At 70.6% G+C, this 24,360-nt stretch carries 21 protein-coding genes; 9 read left to right on the top strand and 12 right to left on the bottom strand.

The features are described 5' to 3' along the window. Nucleotides 1-233 precede the first annotated feature (233 nt). Together ACGFZS_RS48785 and ACGFZS_RS48780 are read left to right on the top strand one after the other, a co-directional pair. Nucleotides 234-692, top strand: a complete 459-nt coding sequence (locus ACGFZS_RS48785; RefSeq protein WP_393800677.1) for a hypothetical protein — start codon at nt 234-236, stop codon at nt 690-692. Continuing rightward, complete coding sequence (locus tag ACGFZS_RS48780) at nt 689-1,639, top strand: hypothetical protein (RefSeq protein ID WP_393800676.1); 951 nt, start codon at nt 689-691, stop codon at nt 1,637-1,639. The genes ACGFZS_RS48785 and ACGFZS_RS48780 overlap by 4 nt, the downstream gene beginning before the upstream one ends. Here the strand turns inward: ACGFZS_RS48780 and ACGFZS_RS48775 are convergent. The 3 genes from ACGFZS_RS48775 to ACGFZS_RS48765 all read right to left on the bottom strand — a co-directional run bounded on the left by ACGFZS_RS48775 (nt 1,587) and on the right by ACGFZS_RS48765 (nt 5,140). After that, nucleotides 1,587-2,531 (bottom strand): fumarylacetoacetate hydrolase family protein, encoded by a 945-nt coding sequence (locus ACGFZS_RS48775; RefSeq protein WP_393800675.1) that lies wholly within the window; start codon nt 2,529-2,531, stop codon nt 1,587-1,589. The two genes, ACGFZS_RS48780 and ACGFZS_RS48775, sit on opposite strands and share 53 nt — an antisense overlap. Next, a complete protein-coding gene (locus ACGFZS_RS48770; RefSeq protein ID WP_393800674.1) occupies nt 2,528-4,126 on the bottom strand; it encodes an MFS transporter in 1,599 nt (532 codons plus the stop codon). Before ACGFZS_RS48770 ends, ACGFZS_RS48775 begins: the two co-directional genes overlap by 4 nt. Before the next feature lie 75 nt (nt 4,127-4,201). Continuing rightward, nucleotides 4,202-5,140, bottom strand: coding sequence for an MBL fold metallo-hydrolase (locus tag ACGFZS_RS48765; protein ID WP_393800673.1), 939 nt, complete (start codon nt 5,138-5,140; stop codon nt 4,202-4,204). 140 nt (nt 5,141-5,280) lie between these two features. Between ACGFZS_RS48765 and ACGFZS_RS48760 the strand changes: the two genes are divergently transcribed. Beyond that, nucleotides 5,281-5,928: a TetR/AcrR family transcriptional regulator gene (locus ACGFZS_RS48760; protein ID WP_393800672.1), complete on the top strand. Its 648-nt coding sequence runs from the start codon at nt 5,281-5,283 to the stop codon at nt 5,926-5,928. Between the two features lie 736 nt (nt 5,929-6,664). On the opposite strand, the gene ACGFZS_RS48755 is transcribed toward ACGFZS_RS48760, so the two are convergent. After that, a complete protein-coding gene (locus ACGFZS_RS48755; RefSeq protein WP_393800671.1) occupies nt 6,665-7,612 on the bottom strand; it encodes a GlxA family transcriptional regulator in 948 nt (315 codons plus the stop codon). Nucleotides 7,613-7,901: 289 nt separating this feature from the next. Between ACGFZS_RS48755 and ACGFZS_RS48750 the strand changes: the two genes are divergently transcribed. The 4 genes from ACGFZS_RS48750 (at nt 7,902) to ACGFZS_RS48735 (ending at nt 11,932) form a co-directional block, all read left to right on the top strand. After that, nucleotides 7,902-8,702, top strand: a complete 801-nt coding sequence (locus tag ACGFZS_RS48750) for an alpha/beta fold hydrolase (RefSeq protein WP_393800670.1) — start codon at nt 7,902-7,904, stop codon at nt 8,700-8,702. A 153-nt stretch (nt 8,703-8,855) separates the two neighbouring features. Beyond that, nucleotides 8,856-9,902: a nuclear transport factor 2 family protein gene (locus tag ACGFZS_RS48745; protein WP_393800669.1), complete on the top strand. Its 1,047-nt coding sequence runs from the start codon at nt 8,856-8,858 to the stop codon at nt 9,900-9,902. Nucleotides 9,903-10,015: 113 nt separating this feature from the next. Next, nucleotides 10,016-10,771, top strand: a complete 756-nt coding sequence (locus ACGFZS_RS48740; RefSeq protein ID WP_393800668.1) for an MBL fold metallo-hydrolase — start codon at nt 10,016-10,018, stop codon at nt 10,769-10,771. A gap of 603 nt (nt 10,772-11,374) precedes the next feature. Further along, the gene (locus ACGFZS_RS48735; RefSeq protein WP_393800667.1) at nt 11,375-11,932 is read left to right on the top strand and encodes a YceI family protein; all 558 of its coding nucleotides are present in this window, start codon (nt 11,375-11,377) and stop codon (nt 11,930-11,932) included. A 384-nt stretch (nt 11,933-12,316) separates the two neighbouring features. On the opposite strand, the gene ACGFZS_RS48730 is transcribed toward ACGFZS_RS48735, so the two are convergent. The 4 genes from ACGFZS_RS48730 to ACGFZS_RS48715 all read right to left on the bottom strand — a co-directional run bounded on the left by ACGFZS_RS48730 (nt 12,317) and on the right by ACGFZS_RS48715 (nt 17,581). Beyond that, nucleotides 12,317-12,781, bottom strand: a complete 465-nt coding sequence (locus ACGFZS_RS48730) for an acyl-CoA thioesterase (protein ID WP_393800666.1) — start codon at nt 12,779-12,781, stop codon at nt 12,317-12,319. Between the two features lie 44 nt (nt 12,782-12,825). Continuing rightward, complete coding sequence (locus ACGFZS_RS48725) at nt 12,826-13,728, bottom strand: zinc metalloprotease (protein ID WP_393800665.1); 903 nt, start codon at nt 13,726-13,728, stop codon at nt 12,826-12,828. A gap of 317 nt (nt 13,729-14,045) precedes the next feature. Continuing rightward, nucleotides 14,046-16,871 carry an FtsX-like permease family protein gene (locus ACGFZS_RS48720; RefSeq protein ID WP_393800664.1) on the bottom strand — a complete coding sequence of 942 codons (2,826 nt, stop codon included), beginning with the start codon at nt 16,869-16,871 and terminating at the stop codon, nt 14,046-14,048. Nucleotides 16,872-16,876: 5 nt separating this feature from the next. Next, the gene (locus ACGFZS_RS48715; RefSeq protein WP_393800663.1) at nt 16,877-17,581 is read right to left on the bottom strand and encodes an ABC transporter ATP-binding protein; all 705 of its coding nucleotides are present in this window, start codon (nt 17,579-17,581) and stop codon (nt 16,877-16,879) included. 97 nt (nt 17,582-17,678) lie between these two features. Here ACGFZS_RS48715 and ACGFZS_RS48710 point away from each other — a divergent pair, with 97 nt between their 5' ends. Both ACGFZS_RS48710 and ACGFZS_RS48705 read left to right on the top strand, forming a co-directional pair. Then, nucleotides 17,679-18,299 (top strand): helix-turn-helix transcriptional regulator, encoded by a 621-nt coding sequence (locus ACGFZS_RS48710; RefSeq protein ID WP_393800662.1) that lies wholly within the window; start codon nt 17,679-17,681, stop codon nt 18,297-18,299. 791 nt (nt 18,300-19,090) lie between these two features. Beyond that, a complete protein-coding gene (locus ACGFZS_RS48705; protein WP_393800661.1) occupies nt 19,091-20,008 on the top strand; it encodes an AraC family transcriptional regulator in 918 nt (305 codons plus the stop codon). Between the two features lie 20 nt (nt 20,009-20,028). Here ACGFZS_RS48705 and ACGFZS_RS48700 read toward each other — a convergent pair whose 3' ends face one another. The 4 genes from ACGFZS_RS48700 to ACGFZS_RS48685 all read right to left on the bottom strand — a co-directional run bounded on the left by ACGFZS_RS48700 (nt 20,029) and on the right by ACGFZS_RS48685 (nt 24,359). Then, nucleotides 20,029-21,006 carry a phosphotriesterase gene (locus ACGFZS_RS48700; RefSeq protein ID WP_393800660.1) on the bottom strand — a complete coding sequence of 326 codons (978 nt, stop codon included), beginning with the start codon at nt 21,004-21,006 and terminating at the stop codon, nt 20,029-20,031. Nucleotides 21,007-21,257: 251 nt separating this feature from the next. Beyond that, nucleotides 21,258-22,226: an RNA polymerase sigma factor gene (locus tag ACGFZS_RS48695; protein ID WP_393800659.1), complete on the bottom strand. Its 969-nt coding sequence runs from the start codon at nt 22,224-22,226 to the stop codon at nt 21,258-21,260. A gap of 52 nt (nt 22,227-22,278) precedes the next feature. Then, entirely contained in the window at nt 22,279-23,664 is a 1,386-nt protein-coding gene (locus ACGFZS_RS48690) for a carotenoid oxygenase family protein (RefSeq protein ID WP_393800658.1), read from the bottom strand. Then, the gene (locus ACGFZS_RS48685) at nt 23,661-24,359 is read right to left on the bottom strand and encodes an alpha/beta fold hydrolase (RefSeq protein WP_393800657.1); all 699 of its coding nucleotides are present in this window, start codon (nt 24,357-24,359) and stop codon (nt 23,661-23,663) included. The genes ACGFZS_RS48690 and ACGFZS_RS48685 overlap by 4 nt, the downstream gene beginning before the upstream one ends. Nucleotide 24,360 lies beyond the last annotated feature (1 nt).

Here is a 24,360-nt window from a genome sequence, read left to right as displayed (position 1 = left end):
CCGGTCCCTCCAGCCGGGGCGCGCCAGGAACCGCAGCGGCAGCCGGCCGGATCTCAGGAACTGTTCCACCCGACGTGCCGCACCACGTCCCGAACCGCACCGCGCCCCGTGCCCGACACCCACAGGTGTTCATGTGCGTGAACTTCGCACACGTGGATGTACACGGTGTGTGCGGGCATGCCACACTCCTCCAACTCCCGCGCACCCCAGCCCAGTCGGAGAGGCAGACAGTCATGACCACCTCCCGGCGGGCCGTGCTGGCCACGGCAGGCGGCGCCACGGCCGCCTACGCCAGTGCACCCCGGCCCGCACAGGCGCAGGCACAAGCACAAGCACAGGCTCAGGCTCAGGCGGGCGGGGTGCCGGCCGCGGACGCGGACGTTCTCAGGGCCGCGGCCGACTACGCGGCGGACAAGGTCCGCGCCGTCGCGCCCCGCGTGAGCGGATTCCCCCTCGCGACGAAGTACGAGAAATGGGTCTACTCCCAAAGCGGCGACTGGGTCGGCGGGTTCTGGCCCGGCACCCTGTGGATGTGCTGGCTGCACACCGGGGACGACCAGTTCCGCACGCTCGCCCTCGACTGGGCGCAAAAGCTCGCCCCCCGGCGCACCGACACCACCACCCACGACCTCGGCTTCCTGTTCACCCCCTCATGGGTGACCGCGTGGCGCCTGACCGGCGACACCGCATGACGCGACGGCGCCGTGCAGGCCGCCGACTCCCTCAGCCGCCGTACAACCCCCGCGGCCGGTTCCTGCGCGCCTGGGGCGCACTGGAGGACCCCGCCAACGCCGGACGCGTCATCATCGACACGATGATGAACCTCGACCTGCTCGTCTTCGCCGGCCGGCAGACCGGACAGGACCGCTACCTCGACATCGCCGTCGCCCACGCCGACACCACCCGCCGCCTGTTCCCCCGGCCCGACGGATCCACCCCCCACGTCTTCGACCTCGACCCCGCAACCGGCACCCCCCTCGGCCCCGGCACCGTCCAGGGCTACAGCCCCGCCTCCTGCTGGTCACTCGGCCAGGCCTGGGGCATCTACGGATTCACCACCCTCTACCGCCGCACCGCCCACACCCGGTTCCTGGACACCGCCACCCACCTCGCCGACTACGCCCTCCACGCACTCACCCCCGACCACATCCCCGTCTGGGACCACCGCGCACCCCAACAGCCCCACGACATCAAAGACGCCTCCGCCGCAGCCGTCATGGCCTGCGCACTGACCGACCTCGCCACCGCCACCGGCCACACCCACTACCGCACCACAGCCCTCAAGATCCTCACCGCACTCGCCCGCACCTGCCTCACCCGCACCTCCACCCGCGCAGACACCGCCCTCACCCGCTGCACCCGCAACCGCCCCGCCGAAGACGGCATCGAAATCCCCCTCCCCTACGCCGACTACTACCCCCTCAAAGCCATCCTCACCGCTCGCGCGCTCGGTGGTGGTTCCCGCCGGGACCGGATTCGCCGCCGGGGCCGCGCTGATCACTCGGCGCGGCCCTCGTGGAACGGGGACGGGGCCGCCCAGGGGCGACGCCTCAACAGGCCGCTTTGGCGAACAGGGCGCCCGGCGTTCACCCCCTGCGCCGGGCGCGGGGCAGGGACACCGGCGGGACGCCCCCGGTGACGGTGTTGCTGACGGCGCCGATCCCTTCGACCGTCATGGTGACGGTGTCGCCGACGGCCAGCGGCGGCGGTTCGAAAACACCGTTGCGGCCCCAGAGTTCGGCGAGGCAGCCTCCGTTGCCGCAGGTCCCCGAGCCCAGGACGTCACCCGGCCGGATCCAGGTGCCGCGGGAGGCATAGGCCGCCATCTCCTCGAACGTCCACGCCATGTTGGACAGCCGGTCCCGCCCCACCAGCTCGCTGTTGACGTACACGGTCAGAGCGAGGTCGAGGAAGCCCTCGGCGTCGCGGCGGGGTTCGAGTTCGTCGGCGGTGACCAGCCACGGGCCGAGCGTGGTGGCGGTGTCCTTGCCCTTGGCGGGCCCGAGTTTGACCTTCATCTCGCGGCCCTGCAGGTCGCGGGCGGACCAGTCGTTGAGGATCGTGTAACCGATGATGTGTTCGCGTGCCCGCTCGGGAGTGAGGTCCCGGCCCGTCCTGCCGATGACGGCGGCCACTTCGAGTTCGAAGTCGAAGCGCCGGCAGCCGGGCGGTACGGGGACGTCGTCGTGGGCACCGATCATCGCGTACGGGTTGGTGAAGTAGAACGCGGGCGCGGTGTACCACTCCTCGGGAACCGTGTCGCCGTATCCCCGCGCGACGCCCGCGACATGGCTCTCGAAGGTCATGTAGTCACGGACCGTGGTGGGTTCGAACGGGGGCAGCAGCCGGACGTCGGCCAGGGCCACGGGCAGGGAGCCGGCCAGCGCACGTTCTCCCGCCTCACGCAGCGCCTCCTCCCCTTCCACGATGAGATCGAGCAGGCCGACGGGGTGATCGAAAGGGTGGAACAGGCCGTCGGCCGCGACGCCGGACCGCCGTTTCCCGCCGTGGACGACGCTCGCGAACTTCACGCCACACTCTCCTTGCTCCCGACCGGCCCGGTGCCACCGGACCGGAAGCCGACGAAGACAGCGGCGATCAGGGCGGCGACCGCGCACGCGGCGGCGGTGAGCAGCAGGGCGCTGTTGTAGCCGTGAGCCAGGGCGTCCGAGGTGAACGGCGCGAGCTTGGCACTGAGCGGGCCGAGGCCGGCAGTGTGCAGGGCCAGCGGACCGCCCGCGCCCAGGACAGCATCAGCGATACCCTGCTCCCTGGGGGTGAGTCCCGCACCAGCGAAGCCGCCCGTGAGCCGGCTCGCGGCCACACCGAGAGCGACGGCCCCGACGACGGCCGGGCCGAGGGCCTGACCGAGATCACGGACCAGACTGCTGGCAGCACCAGCCATGCCCGCCAGACCCGGCAGCACAACATTCACAGCAGCAGCCGTCACAGCAGCAACCACCAAGCCGAAACCCACACCGTTGAGGACCAACGGGCCCAGCAGCGGGACCAGGCCGGTCTCCTGGACCGGTACGGCCCGCAGCCACAGCTGGGCGGTGGCCAGCGAGACGAAGCCGGTGACGAGCATGGGGCCGGGGCCGACGCGGTGCAGCAGGCGGACGAGCAGCGGCCAGATGAACGGGGTGATGCCCTGGATGACCACGAAGGGGATCGCGGCCTGGAAGGGGCTCTGGTGCTGGATGACCCCCAGGCGGATGCTCAGGTCGTAGGCGCCGCCGAGGAAGCCGAACATGCCGATCACCGCCATCGCGGCCGAGGCGGCGAAGGCCCGGATGCGGAAGAGTTCCAGCCGGAGCATCGGAGCGGCGCTGCGGTTCTCCACCACGACGAACGCGGCGAGGAAGACGACGAAGCCGGCGAAGGACAGCACGATCGGCGCCGAGCCCCAGCCGCCGGAAGGGCCCTGGACGATGCCGTACAGCAGGGAGAGCATGGCCAGGGCGATGGTGATCTGACCGGGCCAGTCCAGCGAGCGGCCCTCCGGAGCGGTGGACTCGGCCGCCAGCAGCCAGGCGGCTCCCGCGGTGACGACGGCGATCACGCCGGTGACGCCGAAGGCCCATTGGAAGGAGGCGTGTTCGACGATGCCGCCGGACAGGAGCGGGGCGATGAGTGCGCCCAGGGACAGGGCCGTGGTCCAGGAGGCCAGCCCCTTGGCCCGCTCGGCCGGTGTGGTGGTGACGGCGGTGATCATCGTCAGGGAGGCGGGGAAGAGGGCGGCGGCTCCGATGCCGGAGATCGCCTGCCCGGTGATCAGCTGGGCCGCGGAGCCGGCGGTGGCGGAGACCAGGTAGCCGATCGCGGCCAGCAGCGACGCGCCCACCACCAGCTTCTTACGGCCGTACAGGTCGCCCACGACACCGAAGGTCAGGGCGAGCACCGCGGCCGGCACCAGGAAGGCGTCACTGATCCAGGTCAGTTCGGAGCCGGAGGCCTGGAGGGAACGCTGTATGACGCCATTGATCGCGGCGGGCAGCACAAGGCCTATTTGCGCCAGGCAGACGGCCAGGCAGCCCGCGAGGATCGTGCCTGTGTGGCGTTGCGGAGGGGTGAGGGCGACGCCGGACGAGGCGGCCGGTGGGTCGTAGGCAGGTGTGGCGACCATGACTTCTCCTTCGAAGAGCGGCGGGAACACATACCGGGAACGGGGGACGGGGGACGGGGAAGAGTTGCGTGACCGTCAGGAGGCGGTGCACAGCTCGGCCATGCAGCCGAACAGCCCGGGGCCGTCGAGCGGGGGCAGTTCCGGGTCGAGCTCCCGGTAGACGGTGTGGACGTTGACCGCCAGTCGCTCGCTCTCGGCCAGCTCCGCGAAGCGGCCCAGCCGGATGTCGCGCGCGGCGTCCATGACGGGCATCCCGGCCGCGAAGCGGGCGGCGGCCTGCTCGTGGACGTGCACGAGGTACTCGCGGATCTCGCGGACGGCCTGTTTGGTGGTGACCGGTCCGTGGCCCGGCACGATGGTGTCGGCGTCGAGAGCGAGCAGGAGGTCGCACGCGGCGAGCCAGTGGGCGAACGGGCCGTGCCAGACGACCGGCGTGGCGCGGGCGAAGACGATGTCACCGGCGTAGACGACCCCGGCCCGCGGCACATGGACGATCGTGTCCCCGGCACTGTGCGCGGGGCCCACATCGATAAGGCGGACCTCCGTACCCCCGACGTCCAGGACCGCCTCGCCGTCGAAGACCCGGCCCGGCAGCACCGGTTCGACACCGGAGAAGTCGAAACGGCCGAAAGCACGGCGGGCAAAACGTCCCGCGGCATCGTCCATGCCGGTCAGCGCCCGCATCTCGGCCGGGCCCACCTGCCGCATGTCCTCCACCGACCCACGGGCCGCGACGATCTCGGCGTGCGCCACGAGCTGGTTGCCGAACCAGTGATCGCCGTTGCCGTGCGTGTTGACCACGGTGGTGATCGGCGCCGCGGCCGTCACCGGTGCCAGCGCGTCCAGCATGAACCGGGTCAGCCGCAGGTCGTAGAGCGTGTCGACAAGCAGTGACGCACCCCGGCCGGCGACCAGCCCCGCATTGCTCATGCCCCAGCCCCCGGCAGCCGCCACCCAGGCATGGCAGCCACCGCCGAGCGCGATCCGGCCCGTACGGGGAGTCACGGAAACCATGGCATCTCCTTGCCGCGTTCCACAGCCAACATCACGAGACTCCAGTATATTTTTGGACTGGAGTCCATCAGTGGCGAGGAATCTAGAGAGATACCGGGGAGAGGTCAAGAGCCATGCGGACCTGTGCTCTACTGAGGCCCATGAACACCAGGCCTGCGGCAGCCGGCGACAAGAGCGGTACGGCGGCCGGACGCCAGGAGCGCAAGCGCCGCAAGCTCTACGACCAGCTGTACGACACGGCCATCGGCCTCTTCGTCACCCACGGGTTCGAAGCGACCACCATGGACCAGATCGCCGAAACCGCCGACGTCGCCCGCGCCACCGTCTTCAACCACTATTCACAGAAGGTCGGCTTCCTGGAGGAATGGGGCACCCGCCGCCGCGCCCGGGTCGCCGAGATCCTCGGCGCGCAGCACGCGGAGAACCTGCCGGTCCACGACCGCCTCCACCGCTACCTCAAAGAAATGGCCGACCTCAACACCGCATCCCGCGCGGAGACCACCGTCCTGATGGACGCCTCGGCACGCCACGGCCGCCTCCTCCAGGACCCCTCCCTGGAGGTCGAACTCACCAGGATCGTCGAAGAGGGGCGCCACCGGGGGGAGATCAGGACCGGCGCCGACAGCGACCAGGCCGGAACACTCCTGGCCGCCTGCTACTTCTCCACAGTCCTGCGCTGGATCCGCGAGGAACCAGCCCCCTTCGACCTCCACCAGCGCCTCCACGGCGCACTCGACATCATCCTCCGCGGACTCCTGACCAACCCGACAGACACCAACAAGCCCTGACAACAGCCGAACAACCAACCCAACGAGCCACGAAAGCCGGTCGGCCACTGGAACACGGCCGTCGGACACAGGAGACCGACAACGCTCCGACAGAGGTGTCCCCCACCCACAGGGGAACCGAGCAGCCGGACCGGAATCCACTGCTCACGACCAGCTGATCCACCAGCCTGGTGAACTCGGGCCGCCGGCCGCCGGCCGCAGTCGCCGGTCACATGGACCCGGCCGGCCCGCCCCGCCACCAGCACCGGCCAAACGCCCGGCGAACTCGCCGACGCGGCCCGCGTGGGGCTGGAGCCGACGAGAATGCGGGTGATCCGCTCGTCGCCGCGCGGGCCCCCGGCCACCAACGGCAGGCGCCACAAGTCAGGTCCGGCATGCGAACACGCCCGATCCGCAGCCCGCGCTCGCGGACCCACCCGGCGTTGCGGGCTTCACCGCCGAGCCGCTCGACCTCCAGGACCTGACTGAAGGTGCCGGGAGGTGACCACGGAGCGGCGTCCATGGCTCCGGAGCATCCACAGGCACACACCCTGCCCCTCCCCGGAACGCTCCACCTCAATGAACAGGCCGCCCTGACGACCACGAAACGAGACCAGGACGGAACCCACAACACCCCCTCCGAGGAGGCCCGCTGGCACGAACACCGAACACGACGCATCACACGCGGAGGAGTTCCGGCGGCGCCTTTTCATCGCGTCGCGCCGACGGGCTCTGTGACCGGCCCGCCCGAACCGCGTCAGGGTTCCTGGTGCTGGAAGGTGCGGCGATAGGCCGTGGGCGTGATGCCGATGGCGTCACGGAATCGGGCGCGCATGTTGGTACCGCTGCCGAGGCCGCAGCGGGTGGCGATCTGTTCCACCTGGAGGTCGGTGGTCTCCAGGAGTTCGCGCGCGCGGTTGATGCGGGCGGTCACCAGCCATTGGTGGGGGCTGACGCCGGTTTCCTGGCGCCACAGGCGGGTCAGGGTGCGGGGGGAGACGCCGGCGTGGCCGGCGAGTGCCGGGATCGTGAGGTCCTCGCCGAGGCTGCGCAGGGCCCACTCGCGGGTGTGGGCGAGCGTGGTGGCCTGGGGGTCGGGGAGGCTGGTCATGATGTATTGGGCCTGTCCGCCGTCGCGGTGCGGGGCGGCGACGATCTCCCGGGCGATGTCGTTCGCGACGGCCGCGCCGAGGTCCTTGCGGACCAGGTGCAGGCACAGGTCGATGCCGGCCGTGACGCCCGCGGAGGTCAGGATCGTGTCGTTGTCGATGTAGAGGACGTTCCGGTCGACGCGCAGCCGGGGGTAGAGCTCTTCGAGGTCGTCCGCGCTGGCCCAGTGGGTGGTCACGGTGCGGTCGTCCAACAGCCCGGCGGAGGCGACCGCGAAGGCGCCGGTGCAGATGGAGGCGATACGGATTCCCGCGCGGCCGGCGAGCCTGAGCGCGGCCCTCACCCGTGGGAGCGGAGGGCGCCGGAAGTCCTCGAACCCCGGGACGATGATCGTGTCCGCGTCGGCGAGCGCTTCGAGTCCCGCGGTCAGCCCGAGGGTGAATCCGGCACTGGTGGTCACGGGCTCCTCGGTGTCCCCGCACACGGTGAGCTCGTAGGGGGTGTTCGGACGGGCGTTGAAGATCTGCGTGGGGATCCCCAGGTCCATGGGCAGTACGCCGTCGACCGCCAGAACCATGACCCGGTGCGTGTCCATGGCCGCAATGTTACGCCCGGCGCCTATATCGCAGGGAGTGCCAGTGAGCCGCCGCTCTCTGCCAGAAGAGCCGTCAGCAGTACAAAAACGCAGTTCAGACCGCATCACACACGGCCGGAAAGCGATGACCCATCTGCAGCGTCCTGGCCCAAAAAGTTCGGATGCTGGCATATGAGCCGTGGCTCGGAAGGGATGCACCGGAGCAGGATCGGATACGAGTACGGGGCACCGGCTCCACACACCGGTGGAGCGGTCCGAGAGCCCCGGCCGTGGCCGAGGAGAACCGATCATGACTGCGCAGAACGTGGCAGGCCGCTTCTTCGACGTGCGGGACGGACAGGTGTACGCCCACGTCCGCGAGGGTGACGGTCCGGCGCTGGTCTTCCTGCACTACTGGGGAGGCTCACGGCGCACCTGGATCCCGGTGCTGCAACGTCTGGAGCCCGGGCAGGGCTTCGTGGCCTACGACCACCGCGGATGGGGCGACTCCGCGAGCGTGCCGGGACCCTACGGCCTGGAGCAGCTCGCGGACGACGCGCAGCGCGTGATCGACGCCCTCGGGCACTCCGGCTACGTGCTCGTCGGGCACTCCATGGGCGGCAAAGTGGCCCAGATTCTGGCCGCACGCAAGCCCGAGGGCCTCAGAGGTGCCGTCCTCGTGGCGCCCGCGCCGCCCGCGCCGGTCGGGGTGAGCGAGAAGGCGCAGGAGGCGTTGTCCCACGCCTACGACAACGAGGAGGCGGTACTCCGGAGCGTCGAGCTGGTGCTGACCCACGGCGAGCTGGCTCCCGAGCTGCGTCGGCAGGTCGTCGAGGACAGTCTGCGCGGCGGCGAGCAGGCCCGCCTCACGTGGCCGCGCCAGGGCCTGGTCCAGGACGTGTCGGCCAGCCTCTCAGCCATCGACGTGCCGGTGCTGGTCCTCGCGGGCAGCCACGACAAGGTCGACCCGCCGGCCGTGCTCGCCGACCACCTGCTGCCCCTGATCCCGACCGCCACGCTGACCGTCCTCAAGAACACCGGCCATCTCTCGCCCCTTGAGGTGCCCGACCAAGTCGCCGCCCACGTCGGCGCGTTCATCGCCCAGCTGTAACCGCGGCGCCCCGGCCGCACACCCCCGAGGAGCGACCACCCGTCGCGCCACGAGCCGTGCGGCCCCACCCCCCATACCCCGGCACGCGAAAGCGCGCTGCCGGTCACCGTAGCGACGGGCCCCGGACCGGGGCCCCGACGAAAGAGACACACCTTGACCACCGACGCACAGCCGTCCGTCTTCGAACAGCTCGGCCTCCCCGACACGGGCCTCAGCCGGGACGCCTACGCCTACGCGGCACGGGTCACGCCCGCCTTCGTCTTCCATCACAGCGTCCGTTCCTACGTCTTCGCCCGCGCCCATGCCCGCAACAAGGGCCTGCGCGCCGGGACCGACTACGACGACGAGCTGCTGTTCGCCGCCTGCGTCCTGCACGACATCGGACTGAGCGAGGAAGGCAACGGCGACCAGCGTTTCGAGGTCGACGGCGCCGACACCGCGGCGGCGTTCCTGCGCGAGCGCGGTGTCGAGGAACCGCGCATCGCCGTCGCCTGGGACGCCATCGCCCTGCACACCTCGCAGGGCATCGCCGAGCGCAAGGGCACCGTGGTGGCGCTGTCCCAGGAGGGCATCGCCACCGACATCCTCGGCACGCAGCGTGAGAACCTCCCGCCCGGTCTCGCCGACCAGGTGCACGCCCTGCTCCCGCGTCAGGACCTCGCCTACGGGCTCAGCGACGCCATCGTCACTCAGGCCCTGGCCAAGCCCCACAAGGCGTCCCCGATCACCTTCCCCGGCGAACTGCTGCGCCGCCATCTCCCCTACGGCGCCCACCCCGGCTGGTACGACCTGATCGCCGCGGCAGGCTGGGGCGACAAGCCCGTCGGCGTCACCGCCCGGCGCCACGCCGAGACGCCTCAGCAGGTGGGTGCCCTGTTCATGGAGTACCTGGAGGCCGGCGACGTCGAGGGCCTGGTCTCCCTCTACGAGCCGCACGCCCACTTCGTCCCCACCCCCGGGAACCACCTGGTGGGAACGGACGCCATCCGCGGGGCAATGCGGCACATGGTCGACAGCGGCGCCCGCCTCACCCTCGAACTGCGCGACATCCGGCAGGTCGGCGACGTCGCCCTGGTCTCGAACAACGCCACCCTCACCGGGCTCGGACCGCAGCCGGTGACCTCCATCACCACCGAGATCCTGCGACGCCAGCCCGGCGGCGGCTGGGTCCACGTCGTGGACGACCCGTTCTTCAGCTGACCGCCCCCGGGTGGCCTGCGCACTCCCGCGCGGGCCACCCGCCCTCCCCAGGCGCGGAGGGCATCCCCGGTGACCCTGCGACGCCCCCTCTCTACCTGCCACGGAGTACGCCAATGCCGCAAACCAAGGTCGTCGCCCTGCCGGTGCTCGGCCGGCACGCCGTCAACGCCTACCTGCTGCTCGGCAGAGAACCGATCATCATCGACGCCGGAACACCCGGCAGCGCCCAGCTGATCCACGACCACGTCACCGCCCACGGCGTCGACCCCGCAGACGTCCGCCTGATCGTCGTCACCCACGGACACATCGACCACTTCGGCTCCGCCGCAGAACTCAGCCGCCTCACCGGCGCACCCATCGCCGGCCACATCGCCGACCTCGCCGTCTACCGAGCGGGCCGGGTCAGTGAACCGTACCTGCCCATCGGGCTGTTCGGGCGGCTCCTCGCCCGCACCTCACGGGTCCGCGCAGCCACCGAGGGCTTCGAGCCCGACATACTCATCCGAGGCGAGACACACCTCTCGGACTTCGGCACCGAGGCCCGCATCATGCCCACACCCGGCCACACCGCCGGCTCCGTCTCCGTCCTCACCGACAACGGCCACCTGGTGGCCGGAGACCTCGTGGCCACCCCGTTCCTGGGCTTCGGCACGGGACGGCCCGCCAACCCGCCCTTCCACGACGACCGGCTCGCCAACCTGGCAAGCCTGCGCCAGATGCTGGCCCTCGGCCCCACCACACTCCACATCGGCCACGGCGCGCCCCTCGACCCCCAACGCGTGAACCGCTGGGCAACCGCCGAACAGCAACGCCTGGACCGCCTCGCGACCAAGGGACGCCTGCGCACCAGGGAAAAGCCCGCAACATGACCACCGGGGCCCCAGGCCGGACCGCCAGATCCGGCCGGCACCTCACGACGTCATTACCCACGCCGCAAACGGCCACAGCACTACACGCCCGCCCCAGCGCTACGACTCCCCCGACTGCCGGTTTTCCACCATAGGAAGTCGTCTGCGAACCCGAACCAACCCCTGCTCTGACCACAGGATGAACGTGCCAGCCCGACGAGCCAACAATCCGGGTGACGGAATCCGCAAAGAACGAGACGCCACCAGCTCCATGGAACGCATTCGACGTGCCCGCGTGAGGAGAAGATCTCCCGGTCGACCCAGTTCACGAGGTCACGCTCCGGGGCGTCGTCAGTGCGGGCCCACCCGGCCCGGCTCACGAGCGCCGGACGGCAGATACCCCGCTTCGGCGCCGCCTCACCGCGGAGTTGTTCGCACACCGGCAGGCGACGGTCTCGCAGAAGGCCGACGGCGGGACACCGGTGGCCCTGCGATAGCCGGTGCGAGTGCACTGTGCGGCCACCCCGTGCGTCCCACCAGGGCCCCGAGCCCTCCGCGCCCTAGCGTGGGCCCGCAACGATCCAGGCATACCGCCGCCGGGATCCCAGCCGCACGGAGGCACCCTTGACCACGACCACCGCCCTCGCCGAGCTCACCGGCGACTATGTCCTCGACCCCAGCCACACCCGGATCGGGTTCGTCGCCCGCCACGCCATGGTGACCAAGGTCCGCGGCGCCTTCCACCAGTTCGAGGGCACCGCCCACCTCGACGGCACCGACCCGTCCCGCTCCACCGCCCGGATCGTGATCAAGACCGAGAGCATCGACACCGGCGTCGAAAAGCGCGATGAGCACCTGCGCACCAACGACTTCCTCGACACCCCCAACTTCCCCGACATCACCTTCCGCACCACCAAGATCGAGACGGTCTCCGACGAGGAGTACCGGGTCACCGGCGACCTCACCATCAAGAACACCACCAAGCCGGTCTCCATCGACTTCGAGTACACCGGCAACGCCGTCGACCCCTTCGGCAACCTCCGCGTCGGCCTGGAGGGATCGGTCGCCATCTCCCGCAAGGACTACGGCGTCACCTGGAACGCCGCCCTCGAAGGCGGCGGCGTCCTGGTCAGCGACAAGGTCGTCCTGGAGTTCGACATCTCCGCGATCAAGAAGAGCTAGCACCACCCGCACCGCACCTGATCGACACCCCGAGCATGTGATCACACGGAACAGACCACGGCACCCGGGGCACAGCCCCCCTGCACGCGTACCGGCCACGCCGTGCGGGTGCAGGGCCGAGAAACCCACAGGACCTGGCGCGTTCGAATCGTGGGGCCCTCGCCCGTCCCGCCCACCCGCTGCCGCACACGCGTGATCACTGAGTGCATGGAGTGTGATGCGACACCCTCCAGTGCTGTCAGCAACTCCACGTAACAACACGCGCCACCCTCAAGACCGCTCACCGAAATGCGAAACAGGCACTCAGGTAGCCCGAAGGAGCGCGAGAAGGCCGCGGCCACGCCTGGCGGTCACCCGGACGAGTGACCGCCGCAGCATCGATGATCAAGCCTGACGGGCAGCGAGCTGATGACGGCGCAGTCGACACCGCTCAGCCTCGGTCAGCCTACGAACCTTTGACGAGCGCAAGTCGAATGCCACCCAGGTGGTGCTCGCCTGCACGTAGCTTGTGGTGCCATCACGGATGACGCTGTCGAGCGTGACCTTCGAGTTGCCCAGCTCAGCCACGGTGGTGGAGATCTCGACAGGCTCCTGACGGAATGTCAAGGGCTTCAGATAGCGGACATGGTGCTCGCCCACGAAGAAGACCGTGCCGACGCGGTCGGGGTGAGGCTCTGCGCAGTCGATGTCGAGCAGTGCGGCATGGGCGTCTTGGATGTATTCGATCAGTCGGACGTTGTTGATGTGTACCCGCAGGTCGATGTCGGCGGTCCTGATTCCCGCGAAGTACCGGTGCGGCTGGGGATCCGTGGCGCCGCCTTCGCGGGACGCGGGATCAGTGGTCTTCATGCGCTGATCAACGCCGTTGCCTCTGTCTGTCACTCGCACGGGGGTTACAGGTTGATGCCGCGGTATTGGGCCAGCGTCCCGATCACGCGCTGGAGTTGGCCGTGCGTGAACTGGACGCGGCAGTGGTCGGTGGAGTCGTCCATGTAGTTGTGGATCGGGTCCGTGCCGGCAGCGGGGCAGGTGTCACGGCCGGTGGGGCAGCCCACTGCGGGTGAGGCTTCGGCCGGGGTGTCGGCGACGTAGTCGCCTTCGCCTGAACATCCGCCCTGGTAGGTACTCCACAAGCCGGTCCAGTGGCCGATCAGGTTGACCGCCGTCTTGCCCTCGTCGTAGTCGGGGCGGGTGCCGCCGGGCATGGTGTCGGAGTTGAGCACCACACCGTCGTACCCGGGCCGGGAGGCGTAGTCCCAGGGGAAGGTGGCCCAGCCCCGGCTGTCATCGGGGCGGGCCGTGAAGAGGTTGAGGTACTGCTGGTTGTACTTGTGAGTCTGCTTGAGGTAAGCCTCGTTCTGGTTGCCTTCGGCGACGCCGTGGAGCACCGCGTGGGACACGCCGTAGCGGTACACCTGGTACGTCCGGAAAGACAGCCCCACCGGGCTGAAGGCCTGGTTCACCACATCGATCTGCCGCTGCAGAGCCGCGTCGGAGAGGTTCCCCTCGCCCGTGGCCTGGTCGTAGAAGACGTTCCAGACGACCCCGACGGTGAAGGGCGCCTTCGACTTGTGTGCCGGGTGGGTTTGCTCCCGCTGGCGGAGGTCGCGCTGCACGGCTGCGGCCGTCGCCCTGCTGACGGCCGCGGTGCCGGGGATTGCGGCGGTGTTCGCTGCGGGACGGGTGACACAGGCGGCGTGGGCGGGGGCCGCGCCGGCACCGGCCGGGACGACCAGGCCGGCGGCCAGCAGCCCGGACAGGGCCAGCCCGCGCCGAAGTGCCTTCGACACACTCATTTTGATCACCTTCGGTGTTGACCCGGTTTCCTTCCGTGATCATTCTCAGGTGGGTCGCCCCCCCTGGGCACTCCGCCGAGTGCGTGAACCCCTGTGCAACGGAAGCGCCCGGGAAGAAAGGACCACCCTGTGGCGCGCCGAACAGCGAACCGTCCCTCCGGCCCGAACGGGACAGCTCGACCTCAAGGTCACTGATCACGGATATGTGAAACAGGCACTACGGAAGCCATGGCCTCCGGACCGTCCTGGGCACCGCCGCCGACCGCCTTAACCAGCCGGCCCCTTCCGCCCCGCCCACCTGCTCCCCACCGCCTTCCTCAGTCGGCGGCGAGCAGGTGGGCGGGGGCGATCCGGGACAGCCCCCGGATCGGTACCGTCAGAGCCGCCACCACCAGGGCGGTCGCGGCGAGCGTGGCCAGCAGCGCGGCGCCGGCGACGGTGAACAGGTGTCCGTGCAGCACGCCCCGGCCGAGTGCCAGCACCCCGGCCAGACCGGCCACCGCGCCGGACAGGCCGCCCAGCAGAGCCAGCCCGATCCCCTCGTAGAGGGTCAGCATCGCAAGCTCGCGGTTGGTCCAGCCGGTCGCCCGCAGCACCGCGAGGTCGGCGGCGCGCTCGCGCTGCGAGATCACCAGGACGTCGATGGCGCCGGCGGCGCCCAGCAGCAGGGACAGCGCGACGCTGAGGTAGTCGGCCCCGCGCGCCTGCGCCACCACGGCGCTGCCGAGCAGCGACCCGGCCACCTCGCCCCGGAAGGCCAGCGTCAGGGCGAGCAGCACCGTGAAGGCGGCCACGCCCAGCGCCAGCCCCGCCGCGCCCAGCAGCGTCCGGCCGCGCACCCGCAGCAGGTTGAGCAGGGCCAGTCCGGCCACCGAACGCACCGGGCGGGCGCGGCGGGCGGCCGTCACCGGGGGCCGGACCGCTTCCATCGGGCCCAGCCGGGTGGCGAGCCAGGCGGGGATCAGGCCCGCCGCCGTGGCCAGCAGGAGCGCCACCGGGAGCACGAGGAGCGACTTGGCGCCGGCCTCGGGCTGTCCCAGCATCCGGCCCAGCACGTACGCGAGCACCGCGCCCGCGGTCCCGGCGGCGAGGCCGATCAGCGCCAGCTCGCCGAGGACCAGGCGGAGCACCTCGCCGCCGCTCCAGCCCAGACAGCGCAGCGTGCCGATCTCGGTACGGCGCGAGCGCACCGAGGCCAGCGCCGCCTGGCCGAGGAAGAGCGCGCACACGACGAGGACCAGCACGAAGAGCACCGCGCTCTTGGTGTCCACGGCCCGCAGGATGCGCAGGGCCACGCCCTTGGCGACCCAGCGCTCCGTCACCCGCGCCGAGCCGCTCAGCGCGACCGTCTGCGGGGCGGGCGAGCTGCCGACGGTGACGTCGACCTGGAGCCGGGGGTAGGCGGCCCGGATCGCCCCGGCCACGGCGTTCACCCGCGCCCGGGAGGCGGTGTCGACGCCGGTCACCCCGGCCACCCGGATCCTGATCGCGCTCACCGGCGCCTTGTCCTGGAGGCCCGGGACCCGGCGGCTTTTGGTGAGCGCGGTGATGGAGTCCATCGTCGTCAGCATGGTGGGCGGCGGGCTGACATAGCCGCCCAGGTTGCGGTCGGGCCGCAGCGGCTCGCCGTGGAGTTTCGCGCGGGTCGCGTCGTCCGCGCCGCTGACCTGCGGCGGCCGGTAGGTCTCCAGCGGGGCGTCGGACAGGGGCGAGAAGCCGGGCAGTCTGCCGGTGTCGTAGCGGCCGACCAGGCGGACGAAGGGGTTGGGCAGGCGCCCGGAGTCGACGCCGTCGCAGGTACCCAGCCCGATGCAGTCCGTGGCGGCGTGGCTGGTCACCTTCCGGTACTGGGTGCCCTGGTGGTTCTCCTCGGGGACGTAGGAGAACGGCTGCTGGTTCGAGTTGGTGACCCACAGGCCGGGCTTCTGCGGCGCCCGCGTCCGCACGGTGAGGTCGCCGTCGGAGTTCCGGCGGTAGGTGACCGGGCCGACCGTCCAGTAGCTCCCGGTGTCGAACGAGTCCTCGTCCAGTGCCTTCCGGTAGCCCTTGCCCAGGTCGATCCGGGTCCTGCCCACCGTGGTGCCGTGCAGGCCCCGGACGTAGCTGTCGGCCGTCGGGTTGCCCAGTTTCGAGGGCAGCCCGTCCGGGTCGCCGACGTCGAGCCGCTCGACGGTGGCATCGAGCGTTCCGGCGGTCAGCGGGCTGCTGCTGAGCAGCGCCGGGATGTAGGAGTCGTGCTGTCCGTGGACGCTCTTGGCGGACGACACCCGCCACGGCCTGTCCCGCTCGGTGAGCATCCGGCCCGAGGTGATGGTGGAGCCCAGGCCCACCAGCTTGTCCTCGGCCACCGGGTCGATGGCCGACAGCAGCACGGGGTAGCTGACCGGGACGTCGACGGTGGCCTTGTCCCGGCCGGACTGGCAGTTCATCCGTGAACTCAGGTCCGGGTCGAACGGCGACCTGTCCCTGAGGTCCTCGGCGATGATGTTCGGCTTCAGCGGCAGTTGCAGGTTGAACTCGGTCTGCTCGGTCTTGTCCCGGTTGAAGTAGAAGCAGACGTCGTACTTCCCCTTGATCCGGTACCGCTGGGTGCCCTTGTCCACCGCGCCCGTCTCCAGGGTGTCGGACTCGAACAGGTGGTCCGACTCCGACCCCGACGTCAGGGGGGAGCGGGTGAGGTAGACGTACTCGTCCGAGGTCCGGTAGGTGCCCAGCCCGGACGTGAGCGTCGGGCTGATGCGCAGGATCTGGCGGGACGCCCCGCTGTCCAGGAAGCGGGACACGTCGACGGTGACGGTGCTCGCCACCAGGAGGTACCCGATGTTGGCGACCGGCGCGGCCACGTCGACCCCGGCCATGCCGCCGATGCGGCGGTACTGGTCCATGGTGATGCCGCCGAACGTGCCGGACAGGAAGTTCGGCGTGACCAGGCCGCTCTGCCGCTCCACGGCCGTCTGCGAGTCGGGCGGGCGGACCAGGACGTCGTACGCGGACCGGGCGTTCTTCTTTACCGTGCCCACGGTGGTCGCCTGGCTCGTGCTCACCGTCGCGGTCAGCAGGGTGAAGCTGGTCGCCGCCACCAGGATCCCGGCGGCCAGGGCCGACGCGCGCCCGCGTCTGCGCCGGAGCTGATCGAGGATCATCCCTATCACGGGCGCAGGCCCCCCAGCCGGTGCAGCACATCGCCGGCCGGCGTGACCCGCTGGTCCGAGATGATCCTGCCGTCCTGCAGACGCACCACCCGGTCGCCGTTGGCGGCGACCTCCGCGTCGTGGGTGGCGACCAGCATCGTCATCCCGTACCGCTCGCGCAGCGACATCAGCAGGTCGATGATCTCCCGCCCGATGACGCTGTCCAGGTTGCCCGTGGGCTCGTCGGCCAGCAGCAGCCCGGGCCGGTTGACCAACGCGCGGGCGACGGCTACGCGTTGCTGCTGGCCGCCCGACAACTGCGAGGGCAGGGCGTCGGCGCGCTGGTCCAGGCCGACCGCTTCGAGCAGTTCCATGCCGCGCGCCCGCCGGTCGAAGTCCACCCTGCGCGGCAGGACCGGGGCGAGCACGTTGTCCAGCACGGTCAGCGCGGGCAGCAGATGGAAGCGCTGGAAGACGAAACCGATCCGCCTGCGGTGCCGGTCCAGGTCCCGGCGCAGCAGCTCCGTGCCGTCGATCTCGACGTGCCCCTCGTCGGGCCGGTCCATGCCGCCCGTCACGTGCAGCACGGTGGACTTGCCGGCACCGGAAGGCCCGGTCAGCATCACCACTTCGCCGGCCGCGACCTCCAGGTCGATCCCGTCCAGCGCGGTCAGGCCGGGATACCGGCGGCTCACCCCGCGCAACGCCACGCTCACAGCCATTGATGCAGCCTCGCCCTCATACATCGCGGCACATACGCTGCCGCACCTACATTGTGGCAATGCACGGGTATGTTGTCACAATGTAGAAGGGATATGCATGCCGCTCCACCACGCCGTGCTCGCGCTGCTGACCCGGCGACCGAACCACGGATACGAACTCAAGGCCCGCTTCGAGGAGGCCATCGGCCCCCAGTGGGGCGGCCTGAACATCGGCCACCTCTACCAGATCCTCGAACGGCTGGTCCGGGACGGCTACGTCTCACGCTCGCAGGTCACCCAGACCGACCGGCCCGACAAGAACCTCTACACGCTCACCGAGACGGGCGAGGCCGAACTGCGCTCCTGGGCGACCACCGCCTGGGTGCGGGTCGGCGGCTTCCGCGACGAACTCTTCCTGAAGCTCCTCGGCGCCTCCGCCCTCGGCCCGCAGGCCCTCACCACGCTGATCGAGTCACAACGGCAGACCTACCTCTCCGAACTCGCGGGCCTGGCCCGGCAGCGCCGGGCCCACGCCGGCGAGCCGCTGGTCGCCGTCCTGATCGACGCCGCCATCGCCCATACCAAGGCCGACCTCGGACTGCTGGACAGCGCCGCACAGCACCTGGGACCGCTCGCCACGGAACACGGCACGCAGGCACCGCAGCGTCCACAGCCACAGGCACAGGATCACCGCCGCAGCCACGACGGGACGAGAGGAGACCGGACAGAGTCCGCCTAACCGACTCGCGCCCGGAAGAAGCCTGATGAAGTCCGGGATGGCCTCCGGCCCCGTGTGCAGCCGGTTCAACGGGACACCGGACAGAGCGACTTCAGGAGTCTGAACCACGGGTATGCGCGACCTGCCGAAAAGATCGCGGGCCTGCTACAGGCATCGGCAAGACCAAAAGAAGCCGGGGTGCGGCTCTTTTGAAGTGAAGGCCGTGGATCAGGCGGTCAGCATGCAACCGTTCCGGCCGGGCCTGGGACAGAACCGCTGGCGTTCACGCCTGGCGTGGATGGCCCAGCACGCGTCGAAGTCGTCGTCGGCGACGAACACGCACAGACGGAGGGACAGCTTCGACTCCTGCAAGGCCCCAGCGGTGCAGCGTCCCCGGAACCGAAGCCGGGGCCAGGTCGATGACACAGGTGGCGCTACAGCGGAGTCTGCACAGCAGGGGTGTGGAATGTGACGGCGCCGCCGTGCAAGTGGCCGACCAGCGTGCTCCCTGCGGGTCACCATGGTCACCCCTGTCGGAGCGGGGCAGGCCCTGCGCCTGTCCGGTGCCGCCCAGTCGACTTCCGTGGCCGGAGCCGGACCATGCAGAACAGCACGCAGAAGCGGGCGTTGTCGCTCACCGTGCGGCATCGCCGGTGCGATTCGCCGTCCTCCCGCCACACACCTTCTGTACGGGCCAGGTCGTATGGTGGGCGCATCCCCTCCGCCGCAGGCGAGGATCACCGTGCCGCCGGGGTACTAACGAGCAGAGGTGACGCGTGTATCACTGGTCTCCATCCCACCCCGTGCTTTCGGTGGGCGACTGGAACGACGCGTTCACCGGCCTGCACGGCGCGAGCCGCATCACCGTGACCGATCGCACCGCACCGTGGACAGGACGTCTTGTCTCCCAGCGGTCGCGGACCTACGGCATGGCGCTGTGCAGCGGTGGCCAGGAAAGGGTCATCCGGGACACCCGGCACATCAAGGCTGATCCACGTGGCACCTACGAGCTGCTGGTGCCTCTGGCAGGTACGGCCTGGGTGGAGCAGGGGGCCTCGTCGGGCGAGATCCGCCCGGGTGTCATGGCGCTGTGCGACATCGACCGGCCGCTGTCCTTCGCGCACGACGACGATTTCCGCTCGATCTCGTTGATCGTGCCGGGATCGGGCGTTGCCGGTCGAAGTGTGGCCGTAGCCCGCGAGCCGCAGGTGATCGACGGGGGCAGCGGCCTGGGGCGGGTGATCCGCACGATGGTCAGCACGTTGCAGGAGGAGCGCGAGCAACTCTCCGAAGCGTCCTTCGACCTTGCCTGCGATCGTCTTCTCGACCTGCTGTGCCTGGCCGCCGAGGGCGCGGGCGACTCGGCGCCGGCCGGACAGCGGGCGACGGTCGAGGCCGAGATCCGGCGCTACGTCCGTCGCCACGCCTGCGACGACGACCTCGATGTGGTCGGCATCGCGCGGGCGTTGGGCTGGTCGGCCCGCTACATCCAGCAGGTGCTGCAGGCGGCCGGCACCACCTCGCGCGATCTCATCCGCAGGGAGCGGCTGCACCTCGCCCGGACCCGGCTGGCCAGTGCCGGCTGGGCCGGGCATTCCATCGCACAGGTCGCCCACTCCTGCGGTTTCGGCAGCCATGCGTCGTTCAGCACGGCGTTCCGCAAGGAGTTCGGCATGTCGCCCCGAGACGCCAGGCCCGATGCCCTTCCGCAGCCTGGGGACCCGGGGTGAGCATGTTCTTCGGCGACGGGTCAGCCGACGGTTGAGCCGAAGTACCGGCGCGGGTTGTCGACCAGCATGGTGGTGAGCTGTTCCTCGGTTACGCCTGCCTCCCGCAGCGCGGGCAGTACGTTGTCGTGCAGGTGGGTGTGGTGCCAGTTCGGGGCGATCTGCTCGCGGACACCGGGCGGGAACCAGTCGATGTGGCAGGAAGCGTCGTGCGACAGGACCATCCGCTCGGCCAGCCCTTCCCGGGCGAGGGCCGCGACGGTCGCCACCCGCTGGTCGCCCGGCAGCAGGAGGTCGAGGCCGAAGCGGTCCATGCCGACGTACGACCCGTTGTCGATGAGCCGGCGCAGGTACTCCAGGTCGGTGGTGTCCCCGCTGTGCCCGATGACGACGGCGCCGAGGTCCGCGCCCTCACTGCGCAGGACTTCCTGCGCGACCAGACCGGTGCGCGCGGTGGCGTTGGTGTGCACGGTGATCGGGGCTCCGGTGCGCAGGTGGGCCTGCGCCACCGCCCGCATCACCCGTTCCACTCCGGGGGTGAGCTGGTCCTCGATCGCGCACTTCAGGAACGCGGCCCTGATCCCGGTGTCGGCGATGCCTTCGGTGAGTTCACGGACGAAGAGTTCGGTCATGCCCTCGGGGCCGCCGAGCAGTGTGCCGGGCCCGTGGTAGCGGAAGAAGTCCGGGACGTCGGCCAGCGTGTAGATGCCCGTGGCCGCGACGATGTTCAGGTCGACCTGCTGGTTCACCAGGGCGACCCGGCTGACGTCGCGTCCCAGGCCGATCACCGTCGGGTCCACGATCGTGCTGACGCCCGTCGCGGCCAGGGCCTTGAGCCGGGTCACCGCGTCACTGACACGCTGCTGCTCGTCCCAGGTCTCGGGGAGGCTCTGCCGGAACTCCTCGCTCAGCACGAACACGTGCTCGTGCATCAGGACGGTGCCGAGGTCGCCGACCTCCACGGGGCCGCGGACGGTCTGCACTTGTGCGGGCGGGGTCATGTGGGTCCTTCGGGCTTGCGCCGTCGCCTCAGGGGCACCGGCTTGATCGAATGCAGCAGGGGGGACGGGATCGGGCGGAGCCGACGATCCGATGCGCCGACGTGCCCGGCACATGCGGCGGGGTGCGGACCGGGCCGTCCGTACGATGCCCACTCTGCAACGCGGGGCGAGGACGGTCTTTCGCGTCGGCGCAGAGTGCTTGCGCGCCGGCGCAGTCCGTTCGAGCACACCCGACGCCACAATGGCGCCGGTCACAGCTCGGGGAAGACCACGCGGAGGGTCTGGACCCGCCTGTTGCGACGGAGCATGAGCCAGGCGAGGGTCGGCGGGCAGGGATCGGTGCTGCCGGCGGGGTTGGTGACGTCCATTTCCCAGATGGTGACGGTACGGCTGGCCACCACATGGCGCAGATGCTGGGTCACGCCTTTCTCGCGGTTCCTTCGCATGGCCGGGATGGGATGGCAGCGTTCGCCCGGCGTGCTCAGGACACCGACCAGTTCGGTCTCGGCCGGCCAGAGCTCCAGGATCTCCCTGGGCTGATGGCCGCGCCGGGCGCCCTCCAGCGTGACCTCGGCCTCCTGCCGGCTGTCCTCGGTCAGCCGGGCGGCGTCGTCGTGCACGTGCGTGGCGGTCGTCAGCAGGACCTGCGCGAGCTTGGCACGGGCCTGGCTGAGGCGGCTGCGCACCGTACCGACCGGGATCTCGCAGGCACGGGCGATCTCCCCGTACGACGTGATGCCGCTGAAGTGGCGCAGCATCAGCACCAGCCGCAGCGGCTCGGGCAGCTGCTCCAGCGCGTCCCAGATCCAGTCGCGCATCGCGTGCTGGTCCACGACCCGCTCGGGATGCATGAGCTGCGTGGAAGTGGAATATGGGGGATACGACAGCCCGTCGTCGCACGTGTGCAGGCGGTCGAGGCTTTCCAGACGAGCCGGTGTGTCCCGGTCGGCGCGCAGCCGCATGCGGGAACTGTTGCGCACGATCGCCCGCAGCCAGGCGCCCACGGCCGCGGGGTCGCGTACGTCGCCGATGCGGCGCAGCGCGGTGAGTGCGGCGTCCTGCACCGCGTCCTCCGCGTCGGGGCCGTAGCCGAGCAGGCTCAGCGCCACCGCCCGCATCGGTGCCTGGTGGCGGGCGAGCAGCAGGCCGAGCGCCGCGGTCTCCCCGGCCTGGGCCCGGCGGGTGAGTTCCTCGTCCGTGGGCGGGTCGATCGCTGTCATGGTGGGTGGACGCCTCCGTGGGGACGTGGTTCGGTAACGCATCATGCTCCGGTCAGGACGGTTCCGGCAGCCAGCTGCCGTGGAAACCAGCCGGGACGGGGTAGGGCAGCTCCACCACCGCCTGGACGGCGAGCTCCCGGGCGTCGAGCACGAGCAGCTCGCCCGCCTGGCCTCGGTCGTCCGAGACGAGCGACAGCAGCCAGCCGTCGTCCTCGCCGGTGCCCTCGGCCGCCGGTACGAAGACCGCCTCGCCGGCATGGCGGCCGCCGGGTGTCTTGTGCAGGTGCCGGGTGTCGGCCTTGAGATCGTGTTTGGCGATGCCGTCGCCGCAGGCCGTGTAGAGGTAGCGGTGGGGGTGCCCGGTCAGAGCCTCGTTGCGGGTGGGGAACTCGGCTTCATGGTCGTCGAGTTGGGACTCGGTGACGTGACCGGTGGCCGGGTCCAGGGTCCAGCGGTGCAGGACGGAGGGGGCGGCGGCCGAGGAGCCGCTCGGTTCCCGTACCGCGACCGAGCCGCCCATGCCGGACCAGTCGTGGCGGAAGCTCGCGGGGGCGTGGCGTACCGCGTCCAGCACGATCCGGCCGTGGGTGTCCTCGTAGGCGTTGCCCACGTGGAAGACGTAGCAGGGATCGATGTCGTACCAGCGCACGTCGGTGCCGCCGAGTGCGCGGGACATGATCCCGAGCCGGGCGCCGTACTCGTCGTCCCACCGGTAGGGCATGCCGCCGCGTCCGGCGAGGACGGGGTCGAGGACGACGGGGAGGTCCAGCCACACGATGTGGTGCGCGGTGACGGCGAAGTCGTGCATCATCGTCGGCCCCGGCACCTCGACCGGCCGGCTGTCGAGGAGTTCACCCTGTGCGGTGACCCGGTGGTAGGTGAGGTACGGCGGGGCGAACCCGGTGCCGAACAGGTGGAGTTCGCCCGTGACCGGGTCCTGTTTGGGGTGCGCGGTCATCGCAGTCCGCAGGCGCCCGCCGAAGTCGTAGGGCCCGACGGTCTCCAACTCGTCGGTGACCCAGTAGGGCAGGCCCGCCTCGCACAGGGCCAGCACCATTCCGGCGTGCCGGATCACGTGCGTGTTGGCGGGCGTCGCCGCCAGGTCGACGGTGCGGTCCTCGCGGATGAACGGGTGCCCCGCCAACTCCCGGGTGCGCACCCACCGGTTGCGGTACCACTCGGCACGCCCGCCGCGCAGCCGGATGCCGTGCAGCATGCCGGAGCCGGTGAACCAGTGCCCGGAGACCTCACCGGGCGGCGGGTTGGGACCGTTGCGCAGATAGCGGCCGTCCAACTCGGGCGGCAGCGCACCCCGCACGGTCAGGCCGGCCGCCGCACGCTCCTCCGGGACCGGCGCGAACCGGCCCCGGAGGTGACGAGGAAGGGACGACCCAGCGGGCATGCCCTCGGTCACGCCTTCCGGCACGCCTTCCGTCATGCCCGCGGTCCGGGCGACGCGGCCTTCCTGACCAGCGAGGCGACCTCGGCGGGCTTGGACACGTACACGGCGTGGCTGCCGCTCGTCTCGGTCACCGCCGCCCCCGCCCGTTCGGCCATGGCGCGCTGGGCCGGCGGCGGGATCATACGGTCCTCGGTGGCGACCAGGTAGAAGCTCGGCCTGTCCCGCCACGCGGGGTGGGTGACGGTCCCGCCCAGCGCGGCCACGCCCCAGGGCACCTGGGCGTCGGCCAGGAACCGGGCCTCGTCGGCGGGCAGGTCGGCGGCGAAGGACGCGGCGAACTTCTCCCGGTCCAGGAAGAGGAAACCGTCGCGGGGCGGCAGGATCGGCGGGACGGGCGCGCCGGGCGGCGGGTCGGCGATCAGCGTGTTGACGGACTCGTCCTTGTCGGGCGCGAACGCCGTGACGTACACGAGCGCGCTCACCTTCTCGTGGTTGCCCGCCTCGGAGATCACCGCGCCGCCGTAGGAGTGGCCGACGAGCACGGTCGGGCCGTCCTGGGCGTCGAGGACCATCCTGGTGGCGGCGACGTCGCCGTCCAGGGAGAGGGTGGGGTTCTGGACGACGGTGACGGTGTAGCCGTCGGCGGTCAGCAGGTCGTAGACCCCCTTCCAACCCGAACCGTCGACGAACCCGCCGTGGACCAGGACGACGTTCCTTGCTTCAGCACTCATG

Source organism: Streptomyces sp. NPDC048288 (assembly GCF_043201555.1).
In the GTDB taxonomy this organism is placed as follows: Bacteria; Actinomycetota; Actinomycetes; order Streptomycetales; family Streptomycetaceae; genus Streptomyces.
This window is presented reverse-complemented; position numbering and strand designations above follow the sequence as displayed.

What these genes read in the sequence shown, in the direction of transcription:
- ACGFZS_RS48785 (WP_393800677.1), top strand. Translation starts at nt 234, where the DNA reads ATGACCACCTCCCGGCGGGCCGTGCTGGCCACGGCAGGCGGCGCCACG.
- ACGFZS_RS48780 (WP_393800676.1), top strand. Translation starts at nt 689, where the DNA reads ATGACGCGACGGCGCCGTGCAGGCCGCCGACTCCCTCAGCCGCCGTAC.
- ACGFZS_RS48770 (WP_393800674.1), bottom strand. Translation starts at nt 4,126, where the DNA reads ATGGTCGCCACACCTGCCTACGACCCACCGGCCGCCTCGTCCGGCGTC.
- ACGFZS_RS48765 (WP_393800673.1), bottom strand. Translation starts at nt 5,140, where the DNA reads ATGGTTTCCGTGACTCCCCGTACGGGCCGGATCGCGCTCGGCGGTGGC.
- ACGFZS_RS48760 (WP_393800672.1), top strand. Translation starts at nt 5,281, where the DNA reads ATGAACACCAGGCCTGCGGCAGCCGGCGACAAGAGCGGTACGGCGGCC.
- ACGFZS_RS48755 (WP_393800671.1), bottom strand. Translation starts at nt 7,612, where the DNA reads ATGGACACGCACCGGGTCATGGTTCTGGCGGTCGACGGCGTACTGCCC.
- ACGFZS_RS48750 (WP_393800670.1), top strand. Translation starts at nt 7,902, where the DNA reads ATGACTGCGCAGAACGTGGCAGGCCGCTTCTTCGACGTGCGGGACGGA.
- ACGFZS_RS48740 (WP_393800668.1), top strand. Translation starts at nt 10,016, where the DNA reads ATGCCGCAAACCAAGGTCGTCGCCCTGCCGGTGCTCGGCCGGCACGCC.
- ACGFZS_RS48730 (WP_393800666.1), bottom strand. Translation starts at nt 12,781, where the DNA reads ATGAAGACCACTGATCCCGCGTCCCGCGAAGGCGGCGCCACGGATCCC.
- ACGFZS_RS48725 (WP_393800665.1), bottom strand. Translation starts at nt 13,728, where the DNA reads ATGAGTGTGTCGAAGGCACTTCGGCGCGGGCTGGCCCTGTCCGGGCTG.
- ACGFZS_RS48720 (WP_393800664.1), bottom strand. Translation starts at nt 16,871, where the DNA reads ATGATCCTCGATCAGCTCCGGCGCAGACGCGGGCGCGCGTCGGCCCTG.
- ACGFZS_RS48715 (WP_393800663.1), bottom strand. Translation starts at nt 17,581, where the DNA reads ATGGCTGTGAGCGTGGCGTTGCGCGGGGTGAGCCGCCGGTATCCCGGC.
- ACGFZS_RS48710 (WP_393800662.1), top strand. Translation starts at nt 17,679, where the DNA reads ATGCCGCTCCACCACGCCGTGCTCGCGCTGCTGACCCGGCGACCGAAC.
- ACGFZS_RS48700 (WP_393800660.1), bottom strand. Translation starts at nt 21,006, where the DNA reads ATGACCCCGCCCGCACAAGTGCAGACCGTCCGCGGCCCCGTGGAGGTC.
- ACGFZS_RS48695 (WP_393800659.1), bottom strand. Translation starts at nt 22,226, where the DNA reads ATGACAGCGATCGACCCGCCCACGGACGAGGAACTCACCCGCCGGGCC.
- ACGFZS_RS48690 (WP_393800658.1), bottom strand. Translation starts at nt 23,664, where the DNA reads ATGACGGAAGGCGTGCCGGAAGGCGTGACCGAGGGCATGCCCGCTGGG.
- ACGFZS_RS48685 (WP_393800657.1), bottom strand. Translation starts at nt 24,359, where the DNA reads ATGAGTGCTGAAGCAAGGAACGTCGTCCTGGTCCACGGCGGGTTCGTC.